The sequence below is a fragment of the Pseudomonas sp. IT-P2 genome (genome assembly GCF_949767575.1).
Classification (GTDB): domain Bacteria; phylum Pseudomonadota; class Gammaproteobacteria; order Pseudomonadales; family Pseudomonadaceae; genus Aquipseudomonas; species Aquipseudomonas pharyngis.
Genome location: NZ_CATKQA010000005.1, coordinates 128857 through 145446 on the forward strand (window position 1 = coordinate 128857; position 16590 = coordinate 145446).

16 protein-coding genes and 2 pseudogenes are annotated in these 16590 nt (G+C 60.0%); 13 read left to right on the top strand and 5 right to left on the bottom strand.

Annotation, left to right across the window (positions count from 1 at the left end):
• The first annotated feature begins 749 nt into the window (after window positions 1-749).
• From ACM6JM_RS04270 to ACM6JM_RS04285, 4 genes and pseudogenes are all read left to right on the top strand, one after another.
• A pseudogene (locus ACM6JM_RS04270) lies at window positions 750-1110 on the top strand (DUF6124 family protein).
• A 135-nt stretch (window positions 1111-1245) separates the two neighbouring features.
• Window positions 1246-1473 carry a hypothetical protein gene (locus tag ACM6JM_RS04275; RefSeq protein WP_039765632.1) on the top strand — a complete coding sequence of 76 codons (228 nt, stop codon included), beginning with the start codon at window positions 1246-1248 and terminating at the stop codon, window positions 1471-1473.
• 147 nt (window positions 1474-1620) lie between these two features.
• Window positions 1621-1902: pseudogene (locus ACM6JM_RS04280) on the top strand (PAS domain-containing protein); the annotation flags it as partial.
• A 207-nt stretch (window positions 1903-2109) separates the two neighbouring features.
• Entirely contained in the window at window positions 2110-3237 is a 1128-nt protein-coding gene (locus ACM6JM_RS04285) for a methyl-accepting chemotaxis protein (protein ID WP_371855243.1), read from the top strand.
• Here ACM6JM_RS04285 and ACM6JM_RS04290 read toward each other — a convergent pair.
• The 5 genes from ACM6JM_RS04290 to norR form a co-directional block, all read right to left on the bottom strand.
• Window positions 3207-3956 carry a YkgJ family cysteine cluster protein gene (locus ACM6JM_RS04290; protein ID WP_414881374.1) on the bottom strand — a complete coding sequence of 250 codons (750 nt, stop codon included), beginning with the start codon at window positions 3954-3956 and terminating at the stop codon, window positions 3207-3209. The two genes, ACM6JM_RS04285 and ACM6JM_RS04290, sit on opposite strands and share 31 nt — an antisense overlap.
• A gap of 87 nt (window positions 3957-4043) precedes the next feature.
• Window positions 4044-4361 carry a hypothetical protein gene (locus ACM6JM_RS04295; protein ID WP_039765638.1) on the bottom strand — a complete coding sequence of 106 codons (318 nt, stop codon included), beginning with the start codon at window positions 4359-4361 and terminating at the stop codon, window positions 4044-4046.
• 61 nt (window positions 4362-4422) lie between these two features.
• The gene (locus tag ACM6JM_RS04300) at window positions 4423-4881 is read right to left on the bottom strand and encodes a GNAT family N-acetyltransferase (protein WP_064599278.1); all 459 of its coding nucleotides are present in this window, start codon (window positions 4879-4881) and stop codon (window positions 4423-4425) included.
• A 27-nt stretch (window positions 4882-4908) separates the two neighbouring features.
• Complete coding sequence (locus ACM6JM_RS04305; RefSeq protein ID WP_011335848.1) at window positions 4909-5811, bottom strand: chemotaxis protein CheV; 903 nt, start codon at window positions 5809-5811, stop codon at window positions 4909-4911.
• Window positions 5812-5935: 124 nt separating this feature from the next.
• Window positions 5936-7489: a nitric oxide reductase transcriptional regulator NorR gene (norR, locus tag ACM6JM_RS04310; protein WP_103386718.1), complete on the bottom strand. Its 1554-nt coding sequence runs from the start codon at window positions 7487-7489 to the stop codon at window positions 5936-5938.
• 163 nt (window positions 7490-7652) lie between these two features.
• On the opposite strand from norR, the gene hmpA reads away from it, so the two are divergent.
• The 9 genes from hmpA to ACM6JM_RS04355 all read left to right on the top strand — a co-directional run bounded on the left by hmpA (window position 7653) and on the right by ACM6JM_RS04355 (window position 16526).
• The gene (hmpA, locus tag ACM6JM_RS04315; protein ID WP_039765645.1) at window positions 7653-8834 is read left to right on the top strand and encodes an NO-inducible flavohemoprotein; all 1182 of its coding nucleotides are present in this window, start codon (window positions 7653-7655) and stop codon (window positions 8832-8834) included.
• Window positions 8835-9044: 210 nt separating this feature from the next.
• Window positions 9045-9605 (top strand): ester cyclase, encoded by a 561-nt coding sequence (locus ACM6JM_RS04320; protein WP_414881375.1) that lies wholly within the window; start codon window positions 9045-9047, stop codon window positions 9603-9605.
• A 25-nt stretch (window positions 9606-9630) separates the two neighbouring features.
• Window positions 9631-10140, top strand: coding sequence for a disulfide bond formation protein B (locus ACM6JM_RS04325; protein WP_007956723.1), 510 nt, complete (start codon window positions 9631-9633; stop codon window positions 10138-10140).
• A gap of 825 nt (window positions 10141-10965) precedes the next feature.
• Window positions 10966-11907, top strand: coding sequence for a ubiquinol oxidase subunit II (cyoA, locus tag ACM6JM_RS04330; RefSeq protein ID WP_011335843.1), 942 nt, complete (start codon window positions 10966-10968; stop codon window positions 11905-11907).
• Window positions 11908-11910: 3 nt separating this feature from the next.
• Window positions 11911-13941 carry a cytochrome o ubiquinol oxidase subunit I gene (gene cyoB / locus ACM6JM_RS04335; RefSeq protein ID WP_007956721.1) on the top strand — a complete coding sequence of 677 codons (2031 nt, stop codon included), beginning with the start codon at window positions 11911-11913 and terminating at the stop codon, window positions 13939-13941.
• A 3-nt stretch (window positions 13942-13944) separates the two neighbouring features.
• The gene (locus tag ACM6JM_RS04340) at window positions 13945-14571 is read left to right on the top strand and encodes a cytochrome o ubiquinol oxidase subunit III (protein WP_007956720.1); all 627 of its coding nucleotides are present in this window, start codon (window positions 13945-13947) and stop codon (window positions 14569-14571) included.
• Complete coding sequence (cyoD, locus tag ACM6JM_RS04345) at window positions 14571-14906, top strand: cytochrome o ubiquinol oxidase subunit IV (protein WP_007956718.1); 336 nt, start codon at window positions 14571-14573, stop codon at window positions 14904-14906. The genes ACM6JM_RS04340 and cyoD overlap by 1 nt, the downstream gene beginning before the upstream one ends.
• 10 nt (window positions 14907-14916) lie before the next feature.
• On the top strand, window positions 14917-15804 hold the full coding sequence (cyoE, locus tag ACM6JM_RS04350; protein WP_085668163.1) for a heme o synthase: 888 nt from the start codon (window positions 14917-14919) through the stop codon (window positions 15802-15804).
• A gap of 230 nt (window positions 15805-16034) precedes the next feature.
• Window positions 16035-16526, top strand: a complete 492-nt coding sequence (locus ACM6JM_RS04355) for a RidA family protein (protein WP_039765654.1) — start codon at window positions 16035-16037, stop codon at window positions 16524-16526.
• The last annotated feature ends 64 nt before the right edge of the window (window positions 16527-16590 follow it).

Genomic DNA, 16590 nt, shown 5'->3' on the forward strand with positions numbered 1-16590 from the left:
TGAATATCCGTTTCTTCGGGTGCTGCGGCTGGCGGTTCCGCCCTTACGGCGGGTCACTTTGGCAAACGCCGGAATGCCGGCCCAGCCCAAAGTAACCAAAGGGCTTGGCCCCTGCGTTCGGCGCCTCGCTGTGGCTCGGCGTTCCTTCGTTACGGGATTCATCCGGGGGCATCGCCTACGGTTTGCTTCGCTGCACCTCCTCTCGATGCATGCGGCTTCGCCGCACGGTCGCTGCGCTCCCACCCCCGGATAAATCCCTCCACTCAGCCTGCCGATGGGGCCGGCAGGTCAAGAGCGGTACTCGAGCTAACGCTCATTGTGTTGAGTGGTGGGAAGCGAGAAGCAAATGCGGACTGCTTTTGCTTTGATCGTTCCCACGCTCCGCGTGGGAATGCCGCCCGGGACGCTCCGCGTTCCATTTTCGAATGTTTAAAAGTTGTGTCTGTTTCGGCGATCCTTCCCACAACGTTTTCAGGTTGTCCGTCGGAAGTGCGCTCTCTAGTCTCTGGCTGTCGCTGCCAATCCAGCGAACAGGCGTGGAAACCTGATTTCAAGTAGTTGCAAAGCATCTCCCCGTAATCGTTGCCGATGTCTTCTTTCGTCTGCAAACTGCGTCGCGGCGGCTGTGCGCAGGCAGACTTCGGTCTGGCCGGTTGCCTACTTATCGGTTTTCCACCCTGCGTACAGCTGCCACCTCTTGTCGTGTGGAAACGACAAGGGATGGCTCCATAGCCAAGTAGGAGTTTTTCATGGACAAACTGATACCCGACCCACCCCTCGAATCCCCCACCCCCCCTCGAAGAGGCCATGCGCGCCGAAGACCTCGCCCGTAACCGCGAAGCCATCAAACGCGCCCTCGACTACTACCTCTGCCCCAACCCCACCAAACCGCGCCCGAGCACGATGTATATGGTCACTCCCAACGTCGACACCGAAAGCCTGCTGGCCAATGCCTGCGAGTCCCTGGCGTCGGCCAGTACCATCGCCAGCAATTTCGCCAATGAGCTTTCGGGCCCGCAGCGCAGTACGGCACTGGGAATCCAGCAGATCGTCATGCTGGCCGAGCTGGCGGTGAACCGGGCGCTGGATCGGGTTGATCCGCAAACGTGATCCGCTAGTCGAAGAGTCCCGAAAAGGAACCGGTCGTACCCTTTTTGGGGCTCTTTAAAGTCCGCTCACGCAGGTATACTGCGCGCTTTCGCGGCTCGTCCACCGGGCCGGACTTTTTTGCTTCGCGGAGCTTTCATGACTTCCCCAATCGACAACGCTGTGAGCGATGTCCCGGCAGAGCTGGCCGAGGCCGGCGAATCCAAGCCAACCATTCCTGCGTTCAAGTTTCCGTTCAAGCCAGGTGAGCTGGCGGCGGCTAAAGCGGCCAAGCAGCCGCAATTCAAGGGCAAGGACGGTGATCGTCACGCCAAGATTCCGGGTGTGGCGCCTTCGGGTACTCGCCGTTCGATGGGCAAGCGCTGATTCAATCCCGCCTCGGCCGTCGCTGTGATTTTCGGTCACAGTGATGGCTAATTGCTCAGTTCCTGAGCCAGATCAACGTTTAACCGATTAGTGCGCTTAGAGTCAGCAGCCCTGCCGACTCTTTCCAATAAAACGAGCGCGCTTTCCATGAAGATCAATCTCCCGGTGACCGGGCGCAATGTCGATGTTGCGCCGGATGCGAACATTCTCTCGACCACCGATCTGACCAGCGCGATCACCTACGCCAACGACGACTTCATCAGGATCAGCGGTTACAGCCGCGACGAGCTGCTGGGTGCGCCGCACAATTTGCTGCGTCATCCGGACATGCCGGCGCAGGCGTTTGCCCATATGTGGCAGACGCTCAAGGGTGGGCGGTCGTGGATGGGGCTGGTGAAGAATCGTTGCAAGAACGGTGATCATTACTGGGTCAGTGCCTATGTCACGCCGGTCACGCAGAACGGTGCGGCGGTGGAGTATCAGTCGGTGCGCACGCGGCCGGATGCGCGGCAGATTGCGGCGGCGGAGCGGGCGTATGCGCAGTTGCGCGAGGGGCGGATGGCGCGGTGGCAGTGGCTGCCGAGCCTGAGTTTGCGGGCGAAGATCATGGCGTTGACCAGTTCGGTGCTGGCGCTGGTGCTGGGGATTGAAGCCTGGCTGCGGCCGGAGTCTCTGGGCATCGAAGCCGCTGCGCTGGTAGCCGGCAGTGGTGCGTGTGCGCTGGGCGTGGGTTGGTTATTGCGGCCGCTGGAGCGTCTGACCGAGCGTGCGCGGTTGATTGCCGACAACCCCTTGAGCCAGGGCATTTATACCGGGCGGCGGGATCAGTTCGGGCAGATCGAGTTTGCCTTGCAGATGCTTGAAGCGCAGGTCGGCGCGGTGGTGGGGCGGATCGGCGATGCGTCGCAGCGGCTGGCCGGGCATGCGGCGCAATTGGTGGATCATCTGCACAGCAGTCACACCAGCACCTTGGCGCAGCAGGCGGAAACCGATCAGGTGGCGGCGGCGATTCATCAAATGGCGGCCAGTGTGGCCGAGGTGGCCAGCCATGCGCAGCAGGCGTCGGTGGCGGCGGATATGGCGGGGACGGAAACCCGTGAGGGTCATCTGCTGGTGGGCGAGAGTCGCAGTGCGGTGTTGCGGCTGGCCGAGGAGTTGGGGCGGGCGACCGAGGTGATTCATCAGCTCGAAGGCCACAGCAGCGAGATTTCCGGGGTGCTGGAGGTGATTCGCAGCATCGCCGAGCAGACCAATCTGCTGGCGCTCAACGCCGCAATCGAAGCGGCGCGGGCCGGGGATGCCGGGCGTGGGTTTGCGGTGGTCGCTGATGAGGTGCGTGGCCTGGCCCAGCGCACTCAGCAGTCGACCAATGAGATTCAACGGATGATCAGCACCCTGCAAAACGGCGCGCGGGATGCGGTGCTGGTGATGCAGCAGAGCAGCGAGCATGTGGATAACAGTGTCGAGCAGGCGCAGCGTGCGGCCCGGGCCCTGGACGGGATCAGCGGGCGGGTCGAGCAGATCACCGAGATGAGTCTGCAGATTGCCGCAGCGGTCGAGGAGCAGAGCGCGGTGAGCGAGGACATCAACCGCAACATCGTCAGTATTCGCACGGCGTGCGAGCTGACGGTGGATGAGGGGCGCCAGAGCCAGCTCAACTCTCAGGATGTGGCGGGGCTGGCGGGGGATTTGCGTTCGCTGGCGCGGGAGTTCTGGGGGCGGCGGCAGGGCGCTCAGGCTGCTCGCAACGAGATGAACGCGTAGGTCTGCGGCGGTTCGGACACCACTTGTGCCCCGGCCGCCCGTACTTGCCCGGCAATGTCGTCGCCGGAGACATGGAACAGCCATTCGCTGGAAACTTCGCTCAATGGCTGCGCCGCGACCTGATCGATCACTGAGGCAAACGCGCCCATGTCCGGCAGGTACGCGGTGAACCCATCGCCCTTAAGCGCCGTGGTGCGGATGCCGAGCAAACCGCAGATCGCGTCCTTGATCCGGATGTCATCGCGATCCGCCTGACGCGAGCGCTGGATCAGCGTCACCAGTTCCTGATCGACCAGTTCACCACCGACGATCAGTTGCGGCCCTTGCTCCCACGATTCTGGCGGGCAGTCCTTGGCGGCAGGGTTCAGCGGGATGTGCGGATTGATTTCGGCGGGATAAATGCGGCACACCAGCGGTCGGCGCTCGTAGATGCGGCACAGCTTGTCTTCGTCAAGATTCCGGCAGGGACCGACGTTGTAGGCGGCGAAAGTGATCGCCACATGGGCGTCGGACATTCCGCTGCGTACTACCGCCGAACGCCGCTGAGCGTGTTCACGCTGCTGTTCCGGCAGGCCCAGGCCGTTGGCAAGAAACGCCTCCACCAGCACGATCACCTGACCGCCGTCAGCCGCCCACATGCGGGCTTCGGCCAGGGTCAGGGGCACATGGTGATCGGTGCAGCATTTGCCGCAGCCTACGCAGGAAAAGGTCGTATTCATTGAGCGGGCAATCTTCAATCAGGGTGTGAATCGGCGACATAAAGCCGCCGTACAGGCCCGGAGTGAAGCAAGTTGTGCGCCATTCGCTCAGGGTTTGGCGGTGGGGCGGATCGAGTCCCATTCGGTGACGAATGCGGTTTTCGACTTTTTGTTGTAGAGACACAGCTCGGTGCCTTGCTGGCCCTTCATGTGTTTTTGCGGGTACTGGCCTTGCAGCAACAGCGCGGTGTAGCCGACGCGGTCATCGAATTGCGCGGCGTTGCCGACCGGTTTGGCGTTTTTCAGGCCGCTGGCCTTGGTGCAGCTGGCGAGCACGGCTTTGTCGTAGGCCGCCCAGGCGTCGGGGCTGGAGGCGTGGGCCAACGGGGCGATGAGGCAAAGTACGGAGAGGGCGAGGCGTTTCATGGTTCGGGCATCCTTGGAAGTTGATCGCCAAGGTTGGAGTATGCCGCAGGATTTTAGTTTGTCAGTCCGGCACCAGTTCCCGGCGAACCACATACATTCCAGACATTTCGTACAAGCGCTGCGCTCGCTGATTGCTCTCCAGCACCTTCAGATCGACAAACCCTTCGCGTCGATCCCGAAACGCCTTGAACGCATGAAGCAGCAACGCCCGACCCAATCCCCGACCTTGCCCCCGAGGATGCACCACCAGATTCTTGATGTAGGAACTGGTCCAGCACTGCGCCAGGCCAATGACGCCTTCGGCATCGCTGGCGATGAAACACAGTGCCGGATCGTATTCCGGATCGTTTTCGAACTGCTGTTGCCAGACGCCCAGCGCCGGCACCCGACCACCGCCTTCGCGGTAGCCGATCTGCATCAGTTCATGCACGGCGGATGCGCGTTCGGCGCTGTAGGTCGTGAGTTCGATGCCGTTCGGCCATTCGATGGTCGGCACGTCCTGGCTCAGGTCGCGCCGCATCAGAAAACAGAACGTCTCGCTCAAGACTCAGTGACCCTGAGCTGCGACGTGTTTGGCCGCTTCGATCAGGCAGTGGGTCAGCTCGGGCGAGGAGAACTTGGTCAGCACGCCGTTGGCCCCGGCGAGGCGAGCCTTTTCGCTGTTCATCGCGCTGTCCAGCGAGGTGTGCAGCAGCACGTAGAGGTGGGCGAAGTCCGGGGTTTCGCGCAGGGTACGGGTGAAGGCGTAACCGTCCATCTCGGACATTTCGATGTCGGAGACGATCAGGTTGATTTGCTGCGCCGTGCCTTGCAGGTCCAGCAGGCAGTCGATGGCTTCCTTGGCGCTGCGCGCGGTGTGGCATTGCAGGCCGAGGTTGCGCAGGGTGTGCACCGATTGCTGCAGCGCCACCTGGCTGTCGTCGACCACCAGAATCCGCGCGTTACCCAGCACTTCGGCGTCTTCCATGCTCAGCTCGGTCGGGGCCATTTCGATCTGTGCCGGGGCGATGCCGTGGATGACTTTTTCAATGTCCAGCACCTGCACCAGCGTGCCGTCCACCGAAGTCACGCCGGTAATGTAGGCGCGCGAACCGCCGGAACCGAACGGCGGCGGTTTGATGTCGGTGGTCAGGCAATGCACGATCTTGCTCACCGCCTGCACATGCAGGCCCTGTTTCGAACGGCTGACGTCAGTGACGATCAGGCAGCCGCCGTTCGGGTCTTCCAGCGGCCGCTCGCCGATGGCGCGGCTCAGGTCGATCACCGACAGCGAAGCACCGCGCAGGGTGGCGATGCCTTTGACGTGCGGGTGCGACTCCGGCAGCTTGGTCAGCGGCGGGCAGGGGATGATTTCACTGACCTTCAGCAGGTTGATCGCCATCAGCTTGCCGCTGCGCAAGGTAAACAGCAGAAGCGAAAGTGAATCTGCGCGGGCTTTGTTGGAAGACATAAAAACCTTCTGTGGAAAAAGGTGAGCGGCGATCGCACGGATCGCCAGCAAGTATCGATGCCGGGTTATCGACTTGTAACCGGCAGGCTTTAGGGATTCCGGCGCCAATCCGACGGCGGGACTTTTATTTCATCCCCAACCGCTTCGCCATCCGCCCCAGATTCGCCCGGTCCAGCCCCAGCTCCCGCGCCGCACTGGCCCAGTTGTCCCGATTGCGCTCAAGCGCTGCACTGATCAACTGCCGCTGATACTGCTCGGTGGCGGTGCGCAGGTCGCCGCTGATCAACGGCTGGAGGGTGGCTGCTTCGGACGGCGCCGATGAGTTATCCACAACCTCGCGCGGCAGATCGAGATCCAGCGCACTGAGGCTGAGAATCTTCGGCCGCACCTTGCAGTTGCCCAGCGCCTTCAGTGCGCTGCGTCCGATCAAGTGTTCCAGTTCCCGCACGTTGCCCGGCCAGGTGTAAGCCAGCAGTGCTTCCTGGGCGTCGCTGTTCAGGCGCAGGCTGTTGAGGCCCATGCGCGAGCGGTTCTGTTCCAGGAAATAACCGCTGAGCAACAACACATCGCGGCCCCGGTCACGCAGCGCCGGCACTCGCAACGGGTAGACGCTGAGGCGATGGTAGAAGTCGGCGCGGTAGCGGCCGCTGCGCACTTCTTCGGCCAGGTCGCGGTTGGTCGCGGCGATCAGGCGCACGTCGACCTGATGTTCCTTGTCCGAACCCAGACGCTGCAACTGACCACTCTGCAAAACCCGCAACAGCTTGGCCTGGACGGTCAGCGACAACTCGCCGACTTCATCGAGAAACAGCGTGCCGCCGTTGGCCAGTTCGAACTTGCCGCGCCGGTCGCTGGTGGCGCCAGTGAAGGCGCCGCGCACGTGGCCGAACAGTTCGCTTTCCACCAGCGTGTCCGGCAGGGCCGCGCAGTTGAGGCTGATGATCGGTTTGTCGGCGCGCTTGGAGGCAGCGTGGATCGCCTGGGCCACCAGTTCCTTGCCGACTCCGGTTTCGCCAGTGATCAACACGGTCAGGTCGCTGCCGCCGACCAGATTGATTTCTTCCACCAGTCGTTTATGCGCCTTGCTCTGGCCGATCATTTCGCGGTTCTGCTGGCCGCTGGCCTGGCGATAGACCTCGGCGCGCTGGTGTTCGTCTTCGGCGCGGATCGCCAGACGTTCGATGCGTTCGGCGGCATTCACAGTGGCCGATGCGAGACTGGCGAAGGCTTGCAAGGCATCGAGTTCGATAGGTTCGAAGCGTTCGGGATCGAGGGCGTCGAGGGTAATCAGGCCCCAGAGTTTTTCATCGACGAACAACGGACAGCCGAGGCAGTCGTGAACTTCGAGGTGGTCGTCGAGACCGTCGACCAGTCCGTCGTACGGATCGGGCAGATCGCTGTCGGCGGCAAAACGGGTCGGTCCTTCACCGGCCAGCAGCACTTCAAAGCGCGGGTGTTCGCTGACCTTGAAGCGGCGACCGAGGGTGTCGGTACTCAAACCGTCCACGGCCAGCGGCACCAGCCATTCACCATCTAGGCGCAGCAGTGCGGCGGCATCGCAGGGCAGCAGGGCGCGCATGGCTTCGAGCAGGCGCCGATAGCGCTCGCCTTCGGGCAGTTCGCGGGACAGGTCGGAGACCAGTGGGAGCAGGGCGGTGAGCAATGATTTGGCGGACATGGGCTTGTAGTCAAAGAGACACGTTGTAGTCGAAGCGACTATAGAGGTGCTTGTGTCGATCTGACTACATAATTTTCAAGCTGTTGATTTATATAGAAAAAATAGTTGGCACGAATACTGGAATGGATAAGGCACTTTTAGAGAAAGCTCAGGAGTCACCCTTATGCTTAGCGTCCAGGATCGTGCCATCGTCAAATCCACTGTGCCTCTGCTGGAAAGCGGCGGTGAAGCGCTGATCACCCACTTCTACCGCATGATGCTCTCCGAGTACCCGGAGGTTCGCCCGCTGTTCAACCAGGCTCACCAAGCCAGCGGTGACCAGCCTCGCGCCTTGGCCAACGGCGTGTTGATGTACGCCCGTCACATCGATCAACTCGACCAGTTGGGCGATCTGGTGGCCAAGATCATCAACAAGCACGTTGCGCTGCAAATCCTGCCGGAGCACTACCCGATCGTTGGCACCTGCCTGCTGCGCGCCATCTCCGAAGTGCTCGGCGAAGAAATCGCCACCCCGCAAGTGATGAGTGCCTGGGGCGCGGCCTACGGTCAGTTGGCCGAGATCCTGATCGGCGCCGAAACCGCCATTTATGACCAGAAAGAGCAAGCCGTCGGCGGCTGGCGCGGGGCGCGGGAGTTCATTGTCGCGGCCAAGGTCGAGGAGAGTGCGGAAATCACCTCGTTCTACTTCGAACCGGCGGACAAGGGCCCGATTCTCGCAGCCGAGCCAGGCCAATACATCGGCATGAAGCTGATCCTCGACGGCGAAGAAATCCGCCGCAACTACTCGCTGTCGGCCCTGGCCAACAAAGGTCAGTACCGCATCAGCGTCAAACGCGAACCGGGCGGCCGTGCCTCCAATTACCTGCACGATCAACTGCATGTCGGCGCCAGCATTCAGCTGTTCCCGCCATCGGGCGAATTCACCCTGACCGCCAGTGATAAACCGCTGGTGCTAATCAGCGGCGGCGTCGGTATCACGCCGACGCTGGCGATGCTGGAAGCGGCGCTGGAAACCGAGCGTCCGGTGTACTTCATTCACAGTGCGCGCAACGGCAGCGTGCATGCGTTCCGTGACTGGATCGACGGGCTGGCCGCGCGCCATCCGCAGCTCAAGCGCTTCTATTGCTACGCCGAAGATGACGGCGTGAGCCCGGCGGCGGACAAGGTCGGGTTGTTGAGCGAGGAGCAACTGGGCGAGTGGCTGCCGGCGGAGCGTGATGTGGACGCTTACTTCCTTGGGCCGAAAGGTTTCATGGGGGCGATCAAGCGTCACCTGAAGGCCCTGGGTGTGCCGGAGAAGCAGAGCCGGTATGAGTTCTTCGGGCCGGCTGCTGCTCTGGAATAATCCGGAACCGGGTTGCCCTCATTCGCGAGCAGGCTCGCTCCCACATTGAAATGCATTCAAATGTGGGAGCGAGCCTACTCGCGATTGGCCGTTACGCGGACTTGATTCTTAAATTCTGTTTAAAGGTTAATCGTTTCTTAACCGGTTTATCGTTTATTCCCCGATGCTGATGATAGGCGCTCGTTCGTTTACATGATCAGGATCGCCCCCATGTCGCACTTCGCCTCTTCCCGTCGTTTCAGCCTGGCCACTTTGGGCCTGTCGGTTGTCTTGCTGTCCAGTCCATTCGCGTTCGCCGAATCCGCGTTGATCCAGCCGCAGACCCTGATCGTCGATCAGAGCCTGCCCAAGGCCAAGCGTGATGCGATGGAACTGGCGGCGCGGCGTTATGGCAGTTTCTGGAACACGGGCGAAGAGGCGTTGGCCTCCGCTGCCCTGTCGCCGCAGTTCGTCGACAAGACCCCGCCGGAAGGCCGGGTACAGGGGCCGACCGGGCCGCTGCTGGCGTCGAAGTTCTTTCGCACGGCGGTGCCGGACTTGAGCTGCGAGATCGAGCAAATGATCGTCGCCGGGGATCGCGTAGTGGTGCACCTGCACTTTCGCGGGCATTTCACCGGCACCTTCAAGACTCTCAAAGGGCAGGGCCAGCGTGTAGACTTCCGGGCAACCGATATCTATCAGATCGACAACGGTCGCATCGCGGCCAATTGGCATATCGAAGACAACATCAGCCTGATGGCGCAACTGCAAGCGCAGCCGCCGGCCAGCTGAACCATGGACATGAAAGGGAAACGCGATGAGCGAGGAAACGATTCGATTGGGACGTGAGCGGCGCTATCTGGTGTTGCTGGGCATCATCTGCCTGGCGCTGATCGGTGGCGCACTGTACATGCAGATCGTGCTGGGCGAGGCGCCGTGCCCGCTGTGCATCCTGCAGCGTTATGCGTTACTGCTGATTGCGTTGTTCGCGTTCATCGGCGCGGCCATGCGCACCCGGCGCAGCATCACCGTGTTCGAGGTGCTGGTGGTGATTTGTGCCATCGCCGGCGCTGGTGTCGCCGGGCATCACGTGTACACCCAGTTCTATCCGGCGGTGAGCTGCGGCATCGATGTGTTGCAGCCGATCGTCGATGACCTGCCGCTGGCGAAGATCTTCCCGCTGGGCTTCCAGGTCGACGGTTTCTGCTCGACGCCGTACCCGCCGATCCTCGGCCTGTCGCTGGCGCAATGGGCGCTGGTGGCCTTCGTGCTGGTGGTGATCCTGGTGCCGCTGCTGACCTCGCGTAACCGAAAAGCGTTGCGCTGAATCAACTTTTCGGCGCGTGCGCCGATAAACCAAACGCCTCGATTTGCGGTGACGCAGATCGAGGCGTTTTGCATTTCAGGGTCTGTGTGAAAACACCGTGACGAACGGCAAGGAAGGGTGCGACAGGTGTGCGACATGTTGTCACACACGCCCTGTCGCAGCGCGTTTCACAGGTCCGGATTGGAGTGCTGTTACAAAAAAGGATTGGTCTGTTTCAGCGTTTTTCGGTTTTTGCACGCGTGTGCCGGATCAGGCAGTTTTAACAGACTCGGGCAGATGGCCAAAAGCCTTGGCATATCGGGCTTTGCGCGGATCGCGCCGTGGGAAAAAGCTTTCGGAGCTGTCTGAACTGAGGCCGATAGACCTACATTTTTTGGTGTTTTTGTTGAGAATCGATTTCGATAACATGGGTCACTTTTGCAAAAAAAGCGATGGATTGTTGCTCAGAGCGATAAAAATTATTTCGGGATAAGACATGGTGTATAGGGCGCTACCTATCTACAATCGCCCGCACTGAATTCCCGGCACTGTTCAGCCTTTATTAAGGAGGCGAGCAGGAAGTCGGGTGTCGGGCAGCCGAGAGGCTTGCGAGACACCCAGGTGTCGGTGCCTTTCCAACTTTCCGCACCAAATGGAATTGGTCTGTAACAAGGCCTTTGACCACGAATTCGAATAAGAACTGACCGCTGTCCCAGGTTTTGTCGAGCGTCTGACGCGCGACGGGCGGCCCTTATTCAATCCAAAGAAAATGCCAACCCTTGGCAGGGTGAAGTGTTGGCGATCAAAACCCAACTGCATTGCGCAAGCTGCTTTAGAGGTCGTGAGATGAGTAAAAACAGGTACCCCAGATTACTAGGCCTAGTGCCGCTGCTCGGCACGTTGTTGCTGGGAGGCTGCAACATGACCTTGCTCAATCCAACGGGCCAGGTCGGCCTGGAACAGCGCAACCTGATCATCACCGCCACGCTGCTGATGCTGTTGGTCGTTGTGCCGGTCATCGTCATGACCTTCCTGTTCGCCTGGAAGTACCGCGCCTCCAACAAGAACGCCGTCTACACCCCGAAATGGTCGCACTCGACCAAGATCGAAGTGGCAGTCTGGACCATCCCGGTCCTGATCATCATTGCCCTGGGTTACATCACCTACAAGTCGACCCACTCGCTGGATCCGTATCGTCCGATCGAATCCGACGTCAAGCCGGTGACCATCGAAGTGGTCGCGCTGGACTGGAAGTGGCTGTTCATCTACCCGGAACAAGGCATCGCCACGGTCAACAAGATCGTGTTCCCGGCGCACACGCCAGTTAACTTCCGGATCACTTCGGACGCGGTGATGAACTCGTTCTTCATCCCGGGCCTGGGCGGCCAGATCTACGCGATGGCGGGCATGACCACCAAGCTGCACCTGATCGCTGACCGCAACGCTGAAATGGACGGTATCTCCGCCAACTACAGCGGCGCTGGTTTCACCGGTATGAAATTCAAAGCGATCGCAACTTCTCAGGAAGATTTCGACGCCTGGGTAAGTGAAGTCAAGAAGGCACCTAAACAGCTTGAAGCCGCTGAATACGCAGCCCTTGCCAAGCCAAGCCAGAACAATCCAGTCGAGCTCTACTCCTCGGTCACGCCGAACCTGTTCCAGACCATCGTCGACAAGTACGAAGGCATGAAACCAGGCAAGCCGCTGAAGCACGAGAAGAAAGAGAAAGAAGTGGCGGCAACGGATATGGACTCGAATTCGCATTCAGCTGCCGGGGCAGAGGAGTAAACGATGTTTGGTAAATTAAGTTGGGAAGCGATCCCTTTCCACGAGCCGATCGTGATGGTCACCATCTCGATGATCGCGCTCGGTGGTCTGGCGTTGTTCGCTGCAATCACCTACTTCAAGAAGTGGACTTACCTGTGGACCGAGTGGCTGACGTCGGTCGACCACAAGAAAATCGGCGTGATGTACATCATCGTCGCCATGGTCATGCTGCTGCGCGGTTTTGCCGACGCCATCATGATGCGTACCCAGCTGGCCATGGCCACCGAGGGTTCGCCTGGCTACCTGCCACCTGAACACTATGACCAGATCTTCACCGCTCACGGTGTGATCATGATCATCTTCATGGCGATGCCATTCTTCACCGGCCTGATGAACCTTGCAGTGCCGCTGCAGATCGGCGCGCGTGACGTTGCGTTCCCGTTCCTGAACTCCCTGAGCTTCTGGCTGCTGGTGTCCGGCGTCGTGCTGATCAACCTGTCCCTGGGCGTCGGCGAATTCGCCAAGACCGGCTGGGTTGCCTATCCACCGCTGTCGGGTCTGCAATACAGCCCTGGCGTGGGGATGGACTACTACATCTGGGCGCTACAGCTATCGGGTCTGGGTACAACGTTAACCGGGGTTAACTTCCTCGCGACCGTGCTGAAAATGCGTACCCCTGGCATGAAACTGATGGACATGCCGATCTTCACCTGGACCTGCACCTGGGCAAACGTCCTGATCGTGGCTTCGTTCCCGATCCTGACCGCTACCCTGGCACTGCTGACCCTTGACCGTTACATGGATTTCCACATTTTCACCAATGAACTTGGTGGCAATCCAATGATGTACGTCAACCTGTTCTGGGCATGGGGCCACCCTGAGGTTTACATCCTGATCCTGCCGGCATTCGGCATTTTCTCGGAAGTCATCTCGGCCTTCACCGGCAAGAAACTGTTCGGCCACCACTCGATGATCTACGCCTCGGGCGCGATCTCGGTACTGGGCTTCATGGTTTGGCTGCACCACTTCTTCACCATGGGTTCGGGTGCCAGCGTCAACGCCTTCTTCGGTCTGGCGACGATGCTGATTTCCATCCCGACGGGTGTGAAACTGTTCAACTGGCTGTTCACCATCTACCAGGGCCGTCTGCGCTTCACCAGCCAGGTTCTGTGGACCCTGGGCTTCATGGTGACCTTCGCCATCGGCGGCATGACCGGCGTACTGCTGGCCATCCCGGGTGCTGACTTCGTTCTGCACAACAGCCTGTTCGTGATCGCTCACTTCCACAACGTGATCATCGGCGGCGCGGTATTCGGCTACATCGCAGGCTTCGGCTTCTACTTCCCGAAAGCGTTCGGCTTCAAGCTGCACGAAGGCTGGGGTAAAGCAGCGTTCTGGTTCTGGATCTCGGGCTTCTTCGTCGCGTTCATGCCGCTCTACGCTCTGGGCTTCATGGGCATGACCCGTCGTCTGAACGCCACCACCAACCCTGAGTGGGTACCGTACCTGTACGTTGCCATGTTCGGTGCGGTGATGATCGCTGTGGGTATCGCCTGCCAGCTGATCCAGCTGTACGTGTCGGTGCGTGACCGCAACAAGCCGGAAAACATGTGCGAACACGGTGACCCGTGGAATGCCCATACCCTGGAATGGTCGACCTCGTCGCCACCTCCGTTCTACAACTTCGCTGTACTGCCAAAGGCAGACTGCATCGATCCGTTCACCGAGGCCAAGGAAAACGGTACCGCGTACAAGGCCCCGGCCAAGTACGAACCGATCCACATGCCGAACAACACCGCCACTGGCGTGGTGATGGGCGCACTGCTGACCGTGTTCGGTTTCGCGATGATCTGGCACATCTGGTGGTTGGCGATCGCCAGCCTGGCCGGCACTGTCATCTACTTCGTGATCCACGCAGCACGTGACGATCAGGGCTACATGGTGCCGGTTGAAACGATCGAGCGCATCGAAGCCGAGCAGCACAAGCGTCTGGTAGCGGCCGGGAAGATCCCTGCTTCCGCAACCCGTGTTGAAACCAAGTTGGAACAGGCTTAAACAATGTCGAACTTAGTGACCAATGCTGGACACGCCCATGGTCATGACCATGGGCACGATGACCATCACCACGACTCGGGCGAGATGACCGTATACGGTTTCTGGCTCTACCTGATGACCGACTGCATTCTGTTTGCGTCGATCTTCGCGGTGTACGCGGTACTGGTAAACAACGTCGCCGGTGGCCCGTCGGGCCACGACATCTTCGAACTGCCATACGTGCTGGGCGAAACCGCTCTGCTGTTGTTCAGTTCGATCACCTACGGCTTCGCCATGCTGGCGTTGTACAAGGGTAAAAAGCAGCAGGTTCTGGGCTGGTTGTTCATGACCTTCCTGCTCGGCGCAGGCTTCATCGCCATGGAGATCAACGAGTTCCACCTGCTGATCTCCGAGGGCTTCGGTCCTAGCCGTTCGGGCTTCCTGTCGGCGTTCTTCACGCTGGTCGGTACCCACGGTCTGCACGTGTCCGCCGGTCTGATCTGGATGGGCATCATGATGTACCAGGTCAACAAGCACGGCCTGACGGCGACCAACAAGACCCGTCTTAGCTGCCTGAGCCTGTTCTGGCACTTCCTGGACGTGGTGTGGATCTGCGTATTCACCGTTGTTTACCTGATGGGGACCCTGTAATGGCTAATGCACACTCCCATGACAGCCATGATGCTGGCCACGGCAGCGTAAAGTCGTACGCCATCGGCTTCATCCTGTCGGTAATCCTGACCGTCATCCCGTTCGGCCTGGTGATGTTCCCGACCCTGCCGAAGTCGACGACGCTGGCAATCGTCCTGCTGTTCGCCGTGATCCAGGTGATCGTTCACCTGTATTACTTCCTGCACCTGGACCGTTCCATCGCTCAACGTAACAACGTGATTGCGTTCGTCTTTACGGCCATCGTGATCGTGCTGCTGGTCGGTCTGTCGCTGTGGATCATGTTCAGCATCCACACCTACATGATGGCGAAGTGAGGTAAACCCGATGTCGCTCAAGCACTTTATCCAAATCACCAAACCGGGGATCATTTTCGGTAACGTGCTTTCTGTGGCAGGCGGGTTCTTCCTGGCCTCGAAAGGGCATGTCGATCTGGCCGTGTTTCTGGCAGCCATGATCGGCACTTCCCTGGTCGTGGCCTCCGGTTGCGTGTTCAACAACTGCATCGACCGCGACATCGACCTGAAGATGGAACGCACCAAGAACCGGGTGCTGGTCCAGGGCTTGATCTCCCTGAAACTGGCCCTGGTCTATGCGACCGTCCTGGGTGTCGCCGGCGTTGCGTTGCTGTACAAGGTGGCCAACCCGTTGGCTGCCCTGTTCGCCGTGATCGGCTTCATCATCTACGTCGGCTTCTACAGCCTGTACCTCAAGCGCAAGTCGGTTCACGGCACGCTGGTGGGCAGTCTGTCGGGCGCCATGCCGCCGGTGATCGGTTACGTGGCCGTGACCAACAGCTTCGACATGGCCGCGCTGACCCTGCTGGTGATGTTCAGCCTGTGGCAGATGCCGCATTCCTACGCCATCGCGATCTTCCGCTTCAACGATTACCTGGCCGCATCGATTCCGGTGCTGCCAGTGAAGCGCGGAATCCAGGTGGCCAAGAAGCACATCCTGCTCTACATCCTGGCCTTCCTCGTGGCGACCTTGATGCTGACCTTCAGCGGTTACGCCGGCATGAGCTACCTCGCCGTCGCCGCGGCCATGGGCATGTACTGGCTGTACATGGCCTGGACCGGCTACAAGGCGGTGGATGACACGGTCTGGGCACGCAAGCTGTTCGTGTTCTCGATCTTCACCATCACCGCGTTGAGCGTCATGATGTCCCTGGACTTCAAGGTGCCGACCGAGCTGCTGCTGACGTACGCGCCGTAAGGTTCGAACGTTGTACGAGAAACCCCGTTCATCGAGAGATGAGCGGGGTTTTTTGTTGCTCGGATGATGGATAAACGACGTCCTTTGTCGCGAACAGACTCTCTCCCAAAAGGGTGGGGTAATCAGCCATTCCCTCGAAACGACTAGCTAGAAATCGACAGGTTGCGGTCGATAGGCAAAAGTCCTAGATTCGGATCCAACTACATGCATCGATCAAGAGGCTGGGCGAAATGACTGAGAGGATGACCTGCGACGAGCGCTTCATTGCCCTGGCAAAAGAGCTGAACTACGACATCAATGGCGAGAACACGGTGGGTGGCAATTACGCGCCGTTGATCCGTCATCGCGATGAGATCTACATCAGCGGCATGGTGCCGCGCACCGAGGGCAGGATTCAGTATCCAGGGCGAGTGGGGCAGGAGTTGACGCTCAAGGATGCGCAGGCCGCGGCGAGCATCAGTGCGATGCGGTGTCTGGCCTTTATCGTCGATGCAGTCGGTTCGCTGGACAAGGTCAGGGCGTTGTTGCGGGTCACGGTGTACGTGAAGTCCACGCCGGATTTTGTCGATCTCAGCGAAGTTGCCAACGGCGCCTCGGACGTATTCAGTTATGTGTTGGGCGATGTCGGGCGTCACACCCGCACCACTGTCGGCGTCTATCAGTTGCCAAAAAACGCGGCTATCGAAGTCGACATGATTGCCGCCGTGCACCCCTCGGCATAACCGCCGATCTGCGTCCAACAAAAAGCCCCGCCTGAATATCAGAGCGGGGCTTTTTCGTTAGCGC